Origin of the sequence: Ensifer sp. SL37 (genome assembly GCF_026672675.1) — a bacterium.
GTDB lineage: Bacteria > Pseudomonadota > Alphaproteobacteria > Rhizobiales > Rhizobiaceae > Ensifer > Ensifer adhaerens.
On the sequence record NZ_JAPPRN010000006.1, the window covers coordinates 2,386,434 to 2,400,996 of the forward strand.

Sequence of the window (14,563 nt, forward strand, 5' to 3'; positions counted from 1 at the left end):
GTGGGACAGAGCGGCGCGAAGACGTGCAGGCCGCGAAACATGAGGCCTCAAACGCCCGTGGCCGGAATGCCAGTGCGCTGGACGGCGCGGGGGGCGGTGACTTCTTTCCAGGTGGAAAGGGCTGAGCTGACCGCCGGGAAGGGATCGCGGCGGACGAATTCGCCGTGGCCCTCGCAGGTCTTGACCGTGCTTTCCTCGATCGCGACGACGCCGCGGGTAAGGGTAAAGCGCGGCAGGCCCTTTACCTCCTTGCCTTCGAAGACGTTGTAGTCGATCGCCGACTGCTGGCTCTTGGCGGAGATCGTCTTGGTGCGCTTCGGATCCCAGACGACGAGGTCGGCATCGGCGCCGACAAGGATTGCGCCCTTCTTCGGGTAGATGTTGAGGATCTTGGCAATGTTGGTCGAGGTCACCGCCACGAACTCGTTCATGGTGATGCGGCCGGTGTTAACACCATGGGTCCACAGCATCGGCATGCGGTCTTCGAGGCCACCGGTGCCGTTCGGGATCTTGGTGAAATCGCCAACGCCGAAGCGCTTCTGCTCGGATGTGAAGGCGCAGTGGTCGGTCGCCACTACCTGCAGCGAGCCCGAGGCAAGGCCTGCCCAGAGACTGTCCTGATGCAGCTTGTTGCGGAAGGGGGGCGACATCACGCGGCGGGCTGCATGGTCCCAGTCCTTGTTGAAATATTCGGTTTCATCCAGCGTCAGATGCTGGATCAGCGGTTCGCCGAACACGCGCATGCCCTTGGAGCGGGCGCGGCGGATCGCTTCATGCGCCTGCTCACAGGAGGTGTGCACGATGTAGACGGGGCATCCGGCCATGTCGGCGATCATGATCGCGCGGTTGGTCGCTTCGCCCTCGACTTCGGCCGGACGCGAATAGGCGTGCGCCTCCGGCCCATTGTTGCCATCGGCGAGCAGCTTTGCCTGGAGCTGGGCGACGACGTCGCCGTTTTCGGCGTGCACCAAGGGCAGCGCACCTAGTGCTGCGCAGCGCTGGAAGGACGAGAACATCTCGTCGTCATCCACCATCAGGGCGCCCTTGTAGGCCATGAAGTGCTTGAAGGTGTTGATGCCCTTGTCCTTGACGATGGTCTCCATCTCGTTGAAGACCTGCTCGCTCCACCAGGTGATCGCCATGTGGAAGGAATAGTCGCAGTTGGCGCGGGTGGACTTGTTGTCCCACATCGTGAGCGCTTCGAGCAGCGACTGGTTGGGCGAGGGCAGTGCAAAGTCGACCACCATCGTCGTGCCGCCGGCAAGGGCTGCGCGCGTGCCGCTCTCGAAATCGTCCGAGGAATAGGTGCCCATGAAGGGCATTTCGAGATGCGTATGCGGGTCGATGCCGCCGGGCATGATGTAACAGCCGCTCGCATCGAGCGTTTCGTCGCCCGACAGGTTCGGGCCGATCTCGACGATCTTTCCGCCCTCGATCTTGACGTCCGCCTTGTAGGTCAGGTCGGCCGTGACGATGGTTCCACCCTTGATGACAGTGCTCATGATTGTTCCTCGCGATTGCGCTTCCGGCGGCCAGGCAACCGCCACGAAAAAGGGCGGAACTTTCGTCCCGCCCGCAAACTCATTCGACGATTTCGGCCGTTTCGACGACGGCGTGGAAGAGGACGTCGGCGCCGGCGCTGGCCCACTCCCTGGAGATGTCCTCCGCCTCGTTGTGGCTGAGGCCACCGACGCAGGGGCACATGATCATCGTCGTCGGCGCCACCTTGGCGGCCCAGCAGGCATCATGCCCGGCGCCCGAGATGAGGTTCATGTGGCTGTAGCCGAGATGCTCGGCGGCGTTACGCACGGCGCTGACGAGCTTTGGATCGAAGGTGACCGGCTCGAAATGGCCGATCGCCTCGATGGAACAGCCGACGCCAAGCGCGTCCGTGATCTTCGGTGCCTCGGCCTCGATCTTTGCCCGCATGCGGTCGAGCTTGGCCTTGTCCGGCGAGCGGATGTCGACGGTGAAGACCACCTTGCCCGGCAGCACGTTGCGGGAATTGGGCGAGAAGAACACCTGGCCGACGCCGCCGACGGCGCCCGGCTGGTTTTCCATCGCGACGCCCTGGACCATTTCCAGAATGCGGGCCATGGCAAGGCCGGCGTTAACGCGCATGTTCATCGGGGTCGAGCCCGTATGGGCTTCGCGGCCGGTGAGCGTGAACTCCAGCCACCATAGGCCCTGACAGTGGGTGACGACGCCGATGTCCTTGCCCTCGGCTTCGAGGATCGGGCCCTGCTCGATATGGTACTCGAAATAGGCGTGCATCTTGCGGGCGCCGACTTCCTCGTCGCCGACCCAGCCGATGCGTTTCAGTTCGTCGCCGAAGGTCTTTCCTTCCGGATCCTTGCGGCCATAGGCGAAATCCTGACTGTGCACGCCGGCAAAGACGCCTGATGCGAGCATGGCCGGCGCGAAGCGCGCGCCTTCCTCGTTGGTCCAATTGGTGACGACGACGGGATGCTTGGTCTTTATGCCGAGATCGTTCATCGAGCGAACGACCTCAAGGCCCGAGAGCACGCCGAGGACGCCGTCATACTTGCCGCCGGTCGGCTGGGTATCGAGATGCGAGCCGATATAGACGGGCAGCGCATCCGGGTCGGTGCCGGGCCTTGTGAAGAACATATTGCCCATGGTGTCGACGCCCATGGTGAGGCCGGCCTTTTCGCACCAGGACTGGAACAGCCGGCGCCCTTCGGCGTCCTCGTCGGTCAGCGTCTGGCGGTTGTTGCCGCCCGCGACACCAGGGCCGATCTTGGCCATTTCCATAAGTGAATCCCACAGGCGGTCGGCATTGACGCGCATGTTCTCGCCAGGTGCAGCCACGGCGGTCTCCTCATCTTTTCAGGGCTTTGCCTTGATCGGCGCGCCCTCATGTTCCCGTGGTCAAATCCAGGCTTGGTTTTTTCTGGTGCCCTTCGATCAGCCGTTGCCTTTGGCGGTGAACTGGCTGATAATTTGACCGGTTGGTAAACATTACAACTTCCGTTGCGGCACTCAAGCCGGAAAAACAAAAAAACGAAGTTGTTGCCCAATAAGATGGCGAGGCCGGAAATTGGGCAGCCGGTTCCTGCGCGACGAGCTGCGCAGGCATGGCCAGGGGGACATATGGTATTACCGAGAGCGGCCAGGACCCAGAGGCGGACCCGCATACAAGGGGAGAAGGAAGAGCGCATTCTCGAGGCCGCGCTCGAAGTCTTTTCCGCCAACGGTTTCCGCGGCTCGACGGTCGATCAGATCGCCGAAGTGGCGGGCATGTCGAAACCCAATTTGCTCTATTATTTCCGCACCAAGGAAGCGATGCACCGGGCGCTGATCGACCGGGTGCTCGACACCTGGCTCGACCCCTTGCGGGAGTTCAACGCCGAGGGGAATCCGGTCGCCGAAATCCGCAGCTATATTCGGCGCAAGCTCGAAATGGCCCGTGACTATCCGCGCGAAAGCCGGCTCTTCGCCAACGAGGTGCTGCAGGGCGCGCCGCATATCGAGGACGAGCTCAAGGGGCCCTTGAAGTCGCTGGTCGACGAGAAGGCCGAGGTAATCCGGGCCTGGGCCAAGGCCGGCAAGATCGCCAAATGCGATCCCTATCACCTGATCTTCGCGATCTGGTCCACCACCCAGCACTACGCCGACTTCGACGTGCAGGTGCGCGCCGTGCTCGGCCAGGGAAACGCCGGGGACGGGCGCTTCGAGGATGCGGCACGCTTCCTCGAACGGCTCTTCGTCGACGGGCTGCAGGTGAGCGAGCAGCCGGCGGCTTGAGCCGCCTTTCAATCTGGCAGCAGCGCCATCAACAGCAGGCCGCAGGCCGTGGTCAGCGCGCCGGCAAGCACCGGCAGGCTGGTCCAGCCATGACCGAGCAGACCTTCGAGCAGGATGATGAAGCTCGGCGTCAGATAGCCGTAGCCAAGCACTTTCGATGCGGGTAGCCGCATCGAGGCGTATTGCAGGAGCAGGAAGGTGATCGCCGTGGTCACAACGGCCAGATAGAGGACGGCGAGCCAGACGACCGGTGGCAGGCTGGCGAAATCGGCCCTGACGAGACCGGCCGCGCCCGGTACCAGCAGCCAGGGAACGGTGAAGACAGCCACCCAGAAGCCGAAGGCGAATGGACTTTCCTCTCGGCCGAACTTGCGGATCAGCGGCACATAGACCGCGTGGCAGACGACGCCGACGAAGAAGATCAATTCGCCCTGGCCGACGTCGAAGGCAAGGATCGCGCCGACATCGGCGCGAAAGATCACCCAGACGGCGCCAAGGGCAGCGATGATGAGCCCGGCGAGCACGCCCGGGCGCGTATGCTGACCGAGCAACACAAACGCGAAGCCGGCGCTCAAGAGCGGCATCAGCGTGAAGACCGCGCCTGTTGAAACAGGGCTGGTGAACTCCAGCGCCTTGAACATCGTCAGCATGTAGACGGCGATCAACCCGCCGAGGATTACGAAGCGCCACGCTTGCTTGGGAAAGCCAAAGGGAACGCGCGCATAGCCGAAGGTGAGCAGGCCAAGGACGACGACGGTCAAAAGATAGCGCCAGAGCGTCAGCGGCCCGGCGCCCATATGTTGGGTGGCAAGGCCGCCGAAGGAAAAGGAGCCGGCGATCAGGACGGCGAAGGTCATCATCGCCAGATGCGCCTTCAGCTTCTCGGCGCCCTTCGCATGAACCTGGTGCGCGGTTTTCGGGGAGACGTCCTGTTTCATGCGGGCTTCCGGATTGGATCGGCGGCGAGGGCGGGAAGGATCTCCACTACTAGATCATTTCAGCGCTTCATTGAAACCGTGAAAAGATCCAAAGCCTTGAAGGTATGCAACTTCGGGCGTGGAAACTGTTTCACGCTTTCAAGGGGTTGCACTACGCGTTCGACGGTGCAGGTTGCAAGGCCGTGGAGATACCGGCGGCATCCCCGACGATCCAGGTTTCGAGCGTCGCCTGCCGGCCGCGCAGGCCGATGTCCAGCCGCTCATGCCCTTCGATCACCAGGCCCGCGCGGTTGACGAGCTCGGCCGAGACGGCCAATTGTACGTCGTGTTCCTTGGCGAGGCCTTCCAGACGGCTCGCCGTGTTAATCGTATCGCCGACCGCCGTCAGCGATGTGGCCTGGCCGTAGCCGATCTCGCCGATGATCGCCGGGCCGGCGTGCAGGCCCATGGCGATGCGCAGCGGCTCGTCGAGTTCGCCGCGGAAGGTCTGGTTCAGCGTCTCGAGGCCCTTGGATATGCGCACGGCGGCGGCAAGCGACTGCCGGCAGGCCTCCGTGTAGGTGCTCTTCAGCCCGAAGATCGCCAATGCGCCGTCACCGATGAACTTGTCGATGACGCCGCCGGAATCCTCGACCGCTTCGCCCACCATCTCGAAGTAGCGGTTGAGCAGGAACACGGTGTCGAAAGGCAGCTTGTGTTCGGCAATGCTGGTGAAGCCGCGCAGGTCGCAGAAGAGCACGGCGATGCGCCGTTCGCGACCTTCGCCGCCCTCGCGGCCGATCTGCTTCTTGATGCCGAGGCTGTCGCTGTCGAGGATCGGCACGACGGTGACGTTGTGGACAGGGCGAAACTGGCAGGCGAGGCGGACATTGTCGGGTGCGCCGATCCGGGTGAGTGTCGCGAGCTCCGCATCCTCGGGTGGCGGCTGGTCTTCAAGCCCCTGGATGATGCGCACCCGGCAGGTCGAGCATCGGCCACGGCCGCCGCAGACCGAGACGTGGGCGATGCCCGCGGCCCTACTCGCCTCGAGCACGCTGAAGCCGAGATTGACGGTGGCCACCCGACCGTCGGGATAGCGCACGCGAATGCGCCCGCCCTTCGGCATGGCCCGCAGCAGGAACGTGCCGGCGATCAGGCCGCCGAAGCCGAAATAGAGGCCGAGCCGAATATCCTCGAGAAGCGTGAGGTCGAACGGAGGCTTCGAATAGGAACGGTCGCCGTAGCCGCCATGTTCGGCGTAACCGTCCTCGATCGAGCGGGCGCCGCTGACGAAGCCGAGCAGCGCGAAGATCGGCACGAGGATCGCGACTGTGTAGAGCAGGATTTCGTAGCGCGGGAACCAGGCTCGGCCGCGCATCCAGAACCAGGCCCCGAGGCAGCCGTGGCCCCAGACGAGCAGCAGGGCGAGCGATTGTCTGATGGCGTTGAACGAATTCGACCAGAGCGTGCGAAGCATGTCCGGATAGTCCACGTCGATCCCTGTGAGGAGTGGCTCGACGCGTGCGGCGGTGACATGACCGATCAAAAGGAAAGGCAGGCTGAGGCCGAAGACGATCTTCAGCGCCTCGCGCGCCGGCATTCTGAGTGTCTGCCGACGATAGATGCTTTCGAGGGCCATGACGAAGTGCAGCAACAGGGCGCCATAGAGCAGCACCGTGCCAGGCAGGCTGTGCCAGATGAGATTGAAGCCCCTGCGGGCGGTTTCCATCGCCTCGATGGAGATCAGGCCGAGCGAATGGTTGAAGAAATGCGCCAGAACGAACGTACCGAGTATGGCCCCGGAGACGAGGTGCATTCGCTTGCGTCGGTTGGCCGAAATGATCGTCAAGCAACAAGTCCGGCTCTGCCGGAGCGTCGTCCGGCTGCAGTGTCAAAACCTTTGGAGATCGCGTTGCGGCCCTGATCTAGCCCGCGACGCACCCCGTATGAGTACTCCCTTATCATCCAGATCGTACGAGCCGACAACTTACCATTTTTACACAATCTGTTTCGTTTTCGTGTCCTGTTCGTTATCGGCCGGGAACGCTATTCAACGGAGTTCGGCCGTCGGGCCGCGCTCGGGCGCCGGAGGGATCCGCAGAGCCGGGCGAAGCGGCCGCCAAAGCCGGCCATTATCCACACGCCGCCGCCTTTGGAAGCAGGAATGCTCCGCGGATCATTGCATCATGGGGGCCAGTCGATCGGCCAGCGTGTCGATCATCAGCCGCAATTTCGGCGGCATGTATTGCGTGCGCGGCCACACGACATGGGCTGCGAAGGAGAGGGCGGGCACATCGGTAAGAATGCGGACGAGCCGTCCTGAGTCGATGTGGCTGCGCACCAGCCAGCACGGCAGCCATGCGAGGCCGAAGCCGTCTGCCGCCGCATCGGCGATCGAGGTCAGGTCGTCGAGTCTCAGCCGTGCCGGCGGCGTCACCTGCCGGGGTACCGCTCCCTTGACCGGGAAGGACCAGGAAAGCGCATCGCTGCTGCGCCGATAGAGGATCGCCTGATGGTGAAGAAGGTCATCGATGCTGCGCGGCGTGCCGTGCCGCTGCAGGTAGGCGGGGGAGGCGCAGACCGTCATGGGCTGGTCGGCAACCTTGCGCGCCATCAAGTCGGGTTCATCGGGCAGCGGACCCGTGCGAATGGCGAGATCGAAGCCGTCCTCGACAAGATCGACCCTGCGGTCGCTGAAATTGACGTCGAGTTCCAGGAGCGGGTGCTGACCCAGCAGTTCCGACAAGAGCGGCATGACGCATTGCCGTCCGAAAACCACGGGCAGGGACATGCGCAGCCGACCTCTGATCTCCTGCTTGCCCGATTCCAGCAGTGCCTCGCCGGCACGAATCTCACCAACGGCTCTGAGACAACTTTCATAATAGAGCTGGCCTTCGGCCGTCAGGCTCTGTGTGCGGGTCGTGCGATGGAAGAGCCGGACGCCAAGTCTTTGTTCGAGCTTGGCAATCGTCTTGCCGACAGCGGAGCGCGAGAGGTTCAGCCGTTCGGCCGCCGCTGAAAATCCACCAGCTTCGACCGCCTCGACGAAGATCGAAATGCCTCCCAACCGCTCCACGATTGTCTCCTTTTAAGAACCAATGTGGCGAATTCTTATCGCAACTGGAGAGGTAAATTCAACGCTATGCTTCCTCCATCAGATCAATCCAGTGAAAGGAACGGACCATGGCAAGACTGATGAAGGAATGGACGATCGACGCGCTTGGAGCCGAAAACCTCAAAATTACCGAGCGCCGTGTTCCGGAGCCGGGCCCAGGTGAGGTGCTGGTTCGCACGACGGCCGTGTCGCTCAATTTTCGTGACAAGCTGGTCCTGGATAACGGCATGGGCATGCCGTTATCCTTCCCCTTCGTGCCGGGCTCCGACATGGCCGGTGTGGTCGAAGCGGTCGGCCGGGGCGTCACACGCTTCCAGCCCGGCGATCGGGTCATCTCCGTTTTCGATCCGACCTGGATCGACGGTCAAAAGCCGGGAACGGCTCGTCACCCAACGTCGTTTGCCCTTGGCGGCCTGAACCCGGGTGTCGCGTCGCAATATGTCGCTTTCCCCGAGGACTGGTTCGTCGCAGCACCCGAGAGCCTGGACGATGGCGAGGCGAGCACCTTGCCCTGTGCCGGGGTGACGGCCTGGTTCGCCCTGGTCGAGAAGGGGCATCCCAAGGCCGGCGACCGCGTCGTCGTGCAGGGCACCGGCGGCGTATCGCTGTTCGGGTTGCAGATCGCCAAGGCGCATGGCGCCGAGGTCATCGTCACGTCGGCCAGCCAGGAAAAGCTCGAGCGCGCGCTTGCTCTGGGCGCCGACCATGGCATCAACCGCGTAAGAGAGGATTGGGCGGAGCGGGTTCTTGAGATTACCGGCGATCACGGCGCCGATCATATTCTGGAGATGGCGGGTGGTACCAATCTTGGCAAGTCGCTGCAGGCGGTTGCCGTGCAAGGGCGGATATCGGTGATCGGGGTGTTCGAGGGCGCGGAGATCTCGGCGCCGGTCACGCCGGTCCTGCTGAAATCGCCGGTCATCCAGGGCATTGGCGTCGCTCACCGCCGGGCGCTGCAGGATCTCGTCGTCGCGATCGACCGGACCGCGATCAAGCCAGTCATCGATGCGCGCTATTCGTTCGAACAGTTCCGCGAGGCTTTGGCGCATCTCGACCGCGGCCCGTTCGGCAAGGTCGTCGTCGAGTTCTGAGGGCACATGAGAAAACGCCGCCGGATTTGTGGTCCGGCGGCGTTTCGATGAAGTGACGAGATCCGCTACTCAGCGGCCTGGCGGGCCATCGGGTTGTTCGGATGGGTCGTCCAGTTGGCGTAGTTTGGATCGACCGGCTTGCCGGTGCGCTGGTCGAGTGTGCCGGCCGGCAGCTCTTCCATGGTGATGCAGTTTTCGACTGGACAGACGTTGACGCAGAGATTGCAGCCAACGCACTCGTCTTCCATTACCTCGAAGTGACGTACGCCGTTGACGAACTGCGTGATCGCCTGGTGCGAGGTATCCTCGCAGGCGATGTGGCAGCGACCGCACTTGATGCAGGCATCCTGGTCGATCTTCGCCTTGGCGATGTAGTTGAGGTTCAGATACTGCCAGTCGGTAACGTTCGGGACCGCGCGTCCGGTGATATCATCGAGGTTGCGGTGACCCTTGGCGTCCATCCAGTCGGAGAGGCCCGAGATCATTTCCTGGACGATCTTGAAGCCATAGGTCATGGCTGCGGTGCAGACCTGGACGTTGCCGGCGCCAAGTGCCAGGAACTCGGCCGCGTCGCGCCAGGTGGTGATGCCGCCGATGCCGGAGATCGGCAGGCCGTAGGTTTCCGGGTCGCGAGCGATCTCGGCGACCATATTGAGCGCGATCGGCTTCACCGCCGGGCCGCAATAGCCGCCGTGGGTGCCCTTGCCGCCGACCGTCGGGTTGGGGGCGAAGTTGTCGAGGTCGACCGAGACGATCGAATTGATCGTGTTGATCAACGACACCGCGTCGGTGCCGCCGGCCTTGGCGGCGCGGGCGGGCTTGCGGATGTCGGTGATATTGGGCGTCAATTTGGTGATGACAGGCATGCGCGTGTACTGCTTGCACCAGCGCACGACCATCTCGATGTATTCCGGCACCTGGCCGACCGCAGCACCCATGCCACGTTCAGACATGCCGTGCGGACAGCCGAAGTTGAGTTCGATGCCGTCGGCGCCGGTTTCCTCGACCAGCGGCAGGATCGCCTTCCACGCCTCTTCCTCGCAGGGCACCATGATCGAGGCGATCAGGGCGCGATCCGGCCAGTTCATCTTCACCTGCTTCATTTCGCGCAGGTTCACATAGAGGTCGCGGTCGGTGATGAGCTCAATGTTGTTCAGCCCGAGCAGCCGGCGGTCGGCGCCCCAGATCGCGCCGTAGCGCGGGCCGTTGACGTTGACGACCGGCGGGCCTTCCTCGCCGAGCGTCTTCCAGACGACGCCGCCCCAGCCCGCCTTGAAGGCGCGCTCGACGTTGTAAGCTTTGTCCGTCGGTGGGGCGGATGCCAGCCAGAACGGGTTCGGGGATTTGATGCCGACAAAATTGTTGCGAAGATCAGCCATTGGTTTCTCCTCCCGATCCCTTAGGCAACTGCGCTCGCGCGCGGCGCTGCCGCGGCGAAGGCCCGATTGATCGATTCAGCCGCGTCGCGGCCCATGGCGACGGCCGAGACCGTGAGGTCTTCACCGCCGAGCACGCAGTCGCCGCCGGCCCAGACGTTGGGCAGCGACGTGCGCCCCTCGGCGTCCGCGACGATCCGGCCGCCTTCGAGTTGCAGCGCGCCGAGGCCTGCTCCGAGGAAGCTCTGGCCGATCGCCTTGAAGATCTGGTCGGCAGCAATGATACCGGTTTCGCCGGTCGCCGTCAGCTTTCCGTCTTCGAGCGTGGTGTATTCCAGCTCGATGCCGGCGACCTTGCCGTCCTTCTCGGCGATGCGCTTCGGCTGCAGCCAGTGGCGGATGGTGACGCCCTTGGAGGCCGCCAGGTCCTGCTCAAACTCGGAGGCGTTCATGTGCTCCTTGCCGCGGCGATAACAGATCGTCACTTCTTCCGCGCCGAGCAGCTTTGCCTGCACGGCCGCATCGATTGCGGTCATGCCGCCACCGAGGACGACGACGCGACGGCCGACCGGGATATCGGCCTTGGTCTTCGACTGGCGAAGGGCGGCGATGAAGTCGACGGCATCGTCAACGCCTTCGGCACTTTCGCCTTCGAGACGCAGCGCGTTCACGCCCGCAAGGCCGAGGCCGAGGAAGACGGCGTCATACTGTTCCGAGAGGTCGGCGAGGGTGAAATCGCGGCCGATCGCCTGGCCCTGGCGCACTTCGATGCCGCCGATCGCCAGCACGTAGTCGACTTCCTTCTGCGCGAAGTCGTCGACCGACTTGTAGGCGGCAATGCCGTACTCATTGAGGCCGCCGGACTTCGGCCGGGCATCGTAGATCACGACGTCGTGGCCCTTGACGGCCAACCGATGGGCAGCAGCAAGGCCGGCCGGGCCGGCGCCGACGACGGCGATCTTGCGGCCGGAGGTTTCAGCACGGGTGTAGAACTGCTTGTTCTCTTTCATCGCCACGTCGGTCGCATAGCGCTGCAGGCGGCCGATCTCGACCGGGCGCTCCTCGGCGGTGTTGCGAACGCAAGCCTGTTCGCACAGCGTTTCGGTGGGACAGACGCGGGCGCACATGCCGCCCAGGATGTTCTGATCGAAGATCGTCTTGGCCGATCCGATCGGGTTTCCGGTCGATATCTGCCGAATGAACAGCGGGATATCGATGGAGGTGGGACAGGCCGTCATGCACGGCGCGTCATGACAGAAATAACAGCGGTCGGAAGCGACGAGGGCCTCGTGCTTGTCGAGCGGTGGATGCAGGTCGGAGAAATTGCTCTCGTACTCCCCGAGCGGCAGGCGGCCGCCGAGGATCCCAGATTGTGTCGTTCCCATTTTTGGCTCCCAATGTTTTCTCAGGATGATGGAACGGTAACACGCTTTATTTTTTTATCAAACGGTAAAAATTTAAGGTCGAAACGGCCGAAAAGCCTTGTGATCCCGGGCCTTGCGGCAGACCTGCCAAGCCCTTGTTCTTAGCCGATGTTTGACAGGGCGGGGCAATAGTGGCAGCAGATCAGAGCGGGGTGAGGAAAAGTGTGCGCGGTTTTCCGCCCGCACCCCGCTCTGCTTATGAGGATCGATCACGATACTTTTGGATCGACAGGATCCAAAAGTATCGTGATCGGGGGGAATGGAGAACAGCGATGGCACGCAGGGGCGAGGCGAACAACAGGCTTGACGATGCTGCCCGGGCAGGCTGGCTATACTATGTCGCTGGCCGCACCCAGGATGAGATCGCCACCGTCATGGGAATCTCGCGCCAGTCGGCGCAGCGGTTGGTTTCGCTCGCCATGTCCGAGCGGCTGATCAAGGTTCGGCTCGACCATCCGATTGCCGCCTGCCTCGAGGCGGCCGCAGGTCTTCGCGACAGGTACGGACTGAAACATGTGGAGGTGGTGCCGAGCGATCCCGGTTCGACCTCGACGACCGTTGGCATCGCGGAAGCCGGGGCCGCCGAGATCGAGCGCTGGCTGAAATCGTCTGAGCCGCAGGTGCTGGCGATCGGTACCGGGCGCACGCTGAAAGCGGCGGTCGATCAGTTGCCGCCGATGGAATGTCCGCAGCACCGCATCGTGTCGCTCACGGGCAATATCGGCCTCGACGGTTCGGCCGCCTATTACAACGTCATCTTCAGCATGGCCGATGCGGTCAAGGCCCGGCATTTTCCGATGCCGCTGCCGGTGCTCGCCGCTTCGGCCGAGGAGCGGGAGGTGCTGCACAGCCAGAGCCTGGTGCAGGTGGCTCTAAAGCTAGGCGCCGAAGCCAATGTCGCCTTCGTCGGCGTCGGCGAACTGGGACCTGATGCGCCGCTCTGCCAGGACGGGTTCCTCGCCCAGGACGAGATGGCCGGTCTGGCCAAGGCGGGTGCCGCGGGCGAGATCTGCGGCTGGATGTTCGATCATGATGGCGCGTTGCTCTCGGGCAGCTTCAACGAGCGCGTCGCCTCCGTTCCCTTGCCGCCGCGCGACCGGGCGTCTGTAATCGGACTTGCCAAGGGGCAGCGCAAGTATGAGGCGCTGCGGGCGGCCGTAAAGGGCGGCATTATCAACGGCCTTATCACCGATGAGGCGACGGCGAGCTATCTGCTCAACGCATGATCGTTATGCGAAACGATTGAAAAGGCCGGCCCCAGCGCCGGCCTTTCGCATTTGCGAAACGAAAAAATCGGCAATCAAAACAATCTTCTAATGTTTCTGTGTGCGCCGCAGCAACGAATGCGCATTGACAATTCGTCATGAGAAGTGAGTAATTGCCCATGAGCGAGGCAAATGCTCAATTTCTTCTGGGAGGAAGTCAATGAACTTGAGAACTTTCCTGCTGGGCACGTGCTCGGCAGTCGCACTGTCGGGGCTGGCCCAAGCAGAAACCCTGACGATCGCGACCGTGAACAACGGCGACATGATCCGGATGCAGAAGCTGACGGAAGATTTCACGTCCAAGAATCCGGACATTCAGCTCGAGTGGGTAACGCTTGAGGAAAACGTGCTGCGCCAGCGCGTGACGACCGATATCGCCACCAAGGGCGGCCAGTACGACATCATGACGATCGGCACCTATGAAGTGCCGATCTGGGCGAAGCAGGGCTGGCTGCTGCCGCTCGACAATCTCGGCGCCGACTACGATGTCGACGACCTCTTGCCGGCGATCCGCTCCGGCCTCACCATCGACGGCAAGCTCTATGCGGCACCTTTCTACGGCGAAAGCTCGATGGTGATGTACCGCAAGGACCTGTTCGAGAAGGCCGGGCTGACCATGCCCGACGCGCCGACCTGGGACTTCATCGCCGACGCGGCACGTAAGATCACAGACAAGAACGCCGAAGTCTACGGCATCTGCCTGCGCGGCAAGGCCGGCTGGGGCGAGAACATGGCCTTCCTGACGGCGACCGCGAACGCCTTTGGCGCCCGCTGGTTCGACGAGAACTGGAAGCCGCAGTTCGACCAGCCCGAATGGAAGAACGCGCTCGACTTCTACGTCAAGCTGATGAACGACGCCGGACCGCCCGGCGCATCCTCCAACGGCTTCAACGAGAACCTGTCGCTGTTCCAGACCGGCAAGTGCGGCATGTGGATCGACGCGACCGTGGCCGCTTCCTTCGTCACCAACCCGAAGGAATCGACCGTTGCCGATAAGGTCGGCTTCGCGCTCGCGCCGGACACCGGCCTCGGCAAACGCGGCAACTGGCTCTGGGCCTGGAACCTTGCGATCCCCGCGGGCTCACAGAAGGTCGCCTCGGCCGAGAAGTTCATCTCCTGGGCAACCGGCAAGGACTATCTGAAGCTCGTGGCAGACAAGGAAGGCTGGGCGAACGTTCCTCCGGGCACGCGCACCTCGCTCTACGCCAACCCCGAGTACCAGAAGGCAGCACCCTTCGCGAAGATGACGCTCGACTCGATCAACGCGGCCGACCCGAAGAACCCGGCGGTCAAGCCGGTTCCCTATGTCGGCGTGCAGTTCGTGGCGATCCCGGAATTCCAGGGTCTCGGCACGGCGGTCGGCCAGCAGTTCTCGGCGGCTCTTGCCGGCCAGATGAGCGTCGACGACGCGCTTGCCAGCGCCCAGAAGCTGACCGAACGCGAAATGACCAAGGCCGGTTACATCAAGTAAGGCTCCCAAGGGCCCGGGGTGCTGGCCGCAAATGGCTGGCGCCCCGGTAAATCCCGAAGGTAGCCGCAGGGCTCGCGCGGAAAAACGCGCCGCCCGACCCGATCTCGAAACAGCGTTGAATTCCGTCATTTGGGGG

Annotated in this window: 12 protein-coding genes; 4 read left to right on the plus strand and 8 right to left on the minus strand. The window is 63.1% G+C overall.

Annotation, left to right across the window (positions count from 1 at the left end):
- Nucleotides 1-47: 47 nt before the first annotated feature.
- From hydA to OVA00_RS23615, 3 genes are all read right to left on the minus strand, one after another.
- Entirely contained in the window at nt 48-1,502 is a 1,455-nt protein-coding gene (gene hydA, locus OVA00_RS23605) for a dihydropyrimidinase (RefSeq protein ID WP_268089694.1), read from the minus strand.
- Nucleotides 1,503-1,581: 79 nt separating this feature from the next.
- Nucleotides 1,582-2,832 carry a Zn-dependent hydrolase gene (locus tag OVA00_RS23610; protein ID WP_090298213.1) on the minus strand — a complete coding sequence of 417 codons (1,251 nt, stop codon included), beginning with the start codon at nt 2,830-2,832 and terminating at the stop codon, nt 1,582-1,584.
- Nucleotides 2,833-2,878: 46 nt separating this feature from the next.
- The gene (locus tag OVA00_RS23615; protein ID WP_268089695.1) at nt 2,879-3,100 is read right to left on the minus strand and encodes a hypothetical protein; all 222 of its coding nucleotides are present in this window, start codon (nt 3,098-3,100) and stop codon (nt 2,879-2,881) included.
- A gap of 14 nt (nt 3,101-3,114) precedes the next feature.
- Here OVA00_RS23615 and OVA00_RS23620 point away from each other — a divergent pair, with 14 nt between their 5' ends.
- Nucleotides 3,115-3,768, plus strand: a complete 654-nt coding sequence (locus OVA00_RS23620; RefSeq protein WP_034794116.1) for a TetR family transcriptional regulator C-terminal domain-containing protein — start codon at nt 3,115-3,117, stop codon at nt 3,766-3,768.
- A gap of 8 nt (nt 3,769-3,776) precedes the next feature.
- Here the strand turns inward: OVA00_RS23620 and OVA00_RS23625 are convergent, their stop codons facing one another.
- The 3 genes from OVA00_RS23625 to OVA00_RS23635 all read right to left on the minus strand — a co-directional run bounded on the left by OVA00_RS23625 (nt 3,777) and on the right by OVA00_RS23635 (nt 7,761).
- Nucleotides 3,777-4,706, minus strand: coding sequence for a DMT family transporter (locus OVA00_RS23625; protein ID WP_268089696.1), 930 nt, complete (start codon nt 4,704-4,706; stop codon nt 3,777-3,779).
- A gap of 151 nt (nt 4,707-4,857) precedes the next feature.
- A complete protein-coding gene (locus OVA00_RS23630; RefSeq protein WP_090298209.1) occupies nt 4,858-6,534 on the minus strand; it encodes an adenylate/guanylate cyclase domain-containing protein in 1,677 nt (558 codons plus the stop codon).
- A 327-nt stretch (nt 6,535-6,861) separates the two neighbouring features.
- Nucleotides 6,862-7,761, minus strand: a complete 900-nt coding sequence (locus tag OVA00_RS23635) for a LysR family transcriptional regulator (protein WP_268089697.1) — start codon at nt 7,759-7,761, stop codon at nt 6,862-6,864.
- 107 nt (nt 7,762-7,868) lie between these two features.
- Between OVA00_RS23635 and OVA00_RS23640 the strand changes: the two genes are divergently transcribed.
- Nucleotides 7,869-8,891, plus strand: a complete 1,023-nt coding sequence (locus tag OVA00_RS23640; RefSeq protein ID WP_268089698.1) for a zinc-dependent alcohol dehydrogenase family protein — start codon at nt 7,869-7,871, stop codon at nt 8,889-8,891.
- A gap of 65 nt (nt 8,892-8,956) precedes the next feature.
- Here OVA00_RS23640 and preA read toward each other — a convergent pair whose 3' ends face one another.
- Both preA and OVA00_RS23650 read right to left on the minus strand, forming a co-directional pair.
- Nucleotides 8,957-10,270 (minus strand): NAD-dependent dihydropyrimidine dehydrogenase subunit PreA, encoded by a 1,314-nt coding sequence (gene preA, locus OVA00_RS23645; RefSeq protein WP_034794108.1) that lies wholly within the window; start codon nt 10,268-10,270, stop codon nt 8,957-8,959.
- A 20-nt stretch (nt 10,271-10,290) separates the two neighbouring features.
- Nucleotides 10,291-11,652 carry an NAD(P)-dependent oxidoreductase gene (locus tag OVA00_RS23650; RefSeq protein WP_034794104.1) on the minus strand — a complete coding sequence of 454 codons (1,362 nt, stop codon included), beginning with the start codon at nt 11,650-11,652 and terminating at the stop codon, nt 10,291-10,293.
- A 311-nt stretch (nt 11,653-11,963) separates the two neighbouring features.
- On the opposite strand from OVA00_RS23650, the gene OVA00_RS23655 reads away from it, so the two are divergent.
- Nucleotides 11,964-12,917 (plus strand): sugar-binding transcriptional regulator, encoded by a 954-nt coding sequence (locus OVA00_RS23655; RefSeq protein ID WP_268089699.1) that lies wholly within the window; start codon nt 11,964-11,966, stop codon nt 12,915-12,917.
- A gap of 199 nt (nt 12,918-13,116) precedes the next feature.
- A complete protein-coding gene (locus OVA00_RS23660) occupies nt 13,117-14,427 on the plus strand; it encodes an ABC transporter substrate-binding protein (protein ID WP_060582418.1) in 1,311 nt (436 codons plus the stop codon).
- Nucleotides 14,428-14,563: the final 136 nt, after the last annotated feature.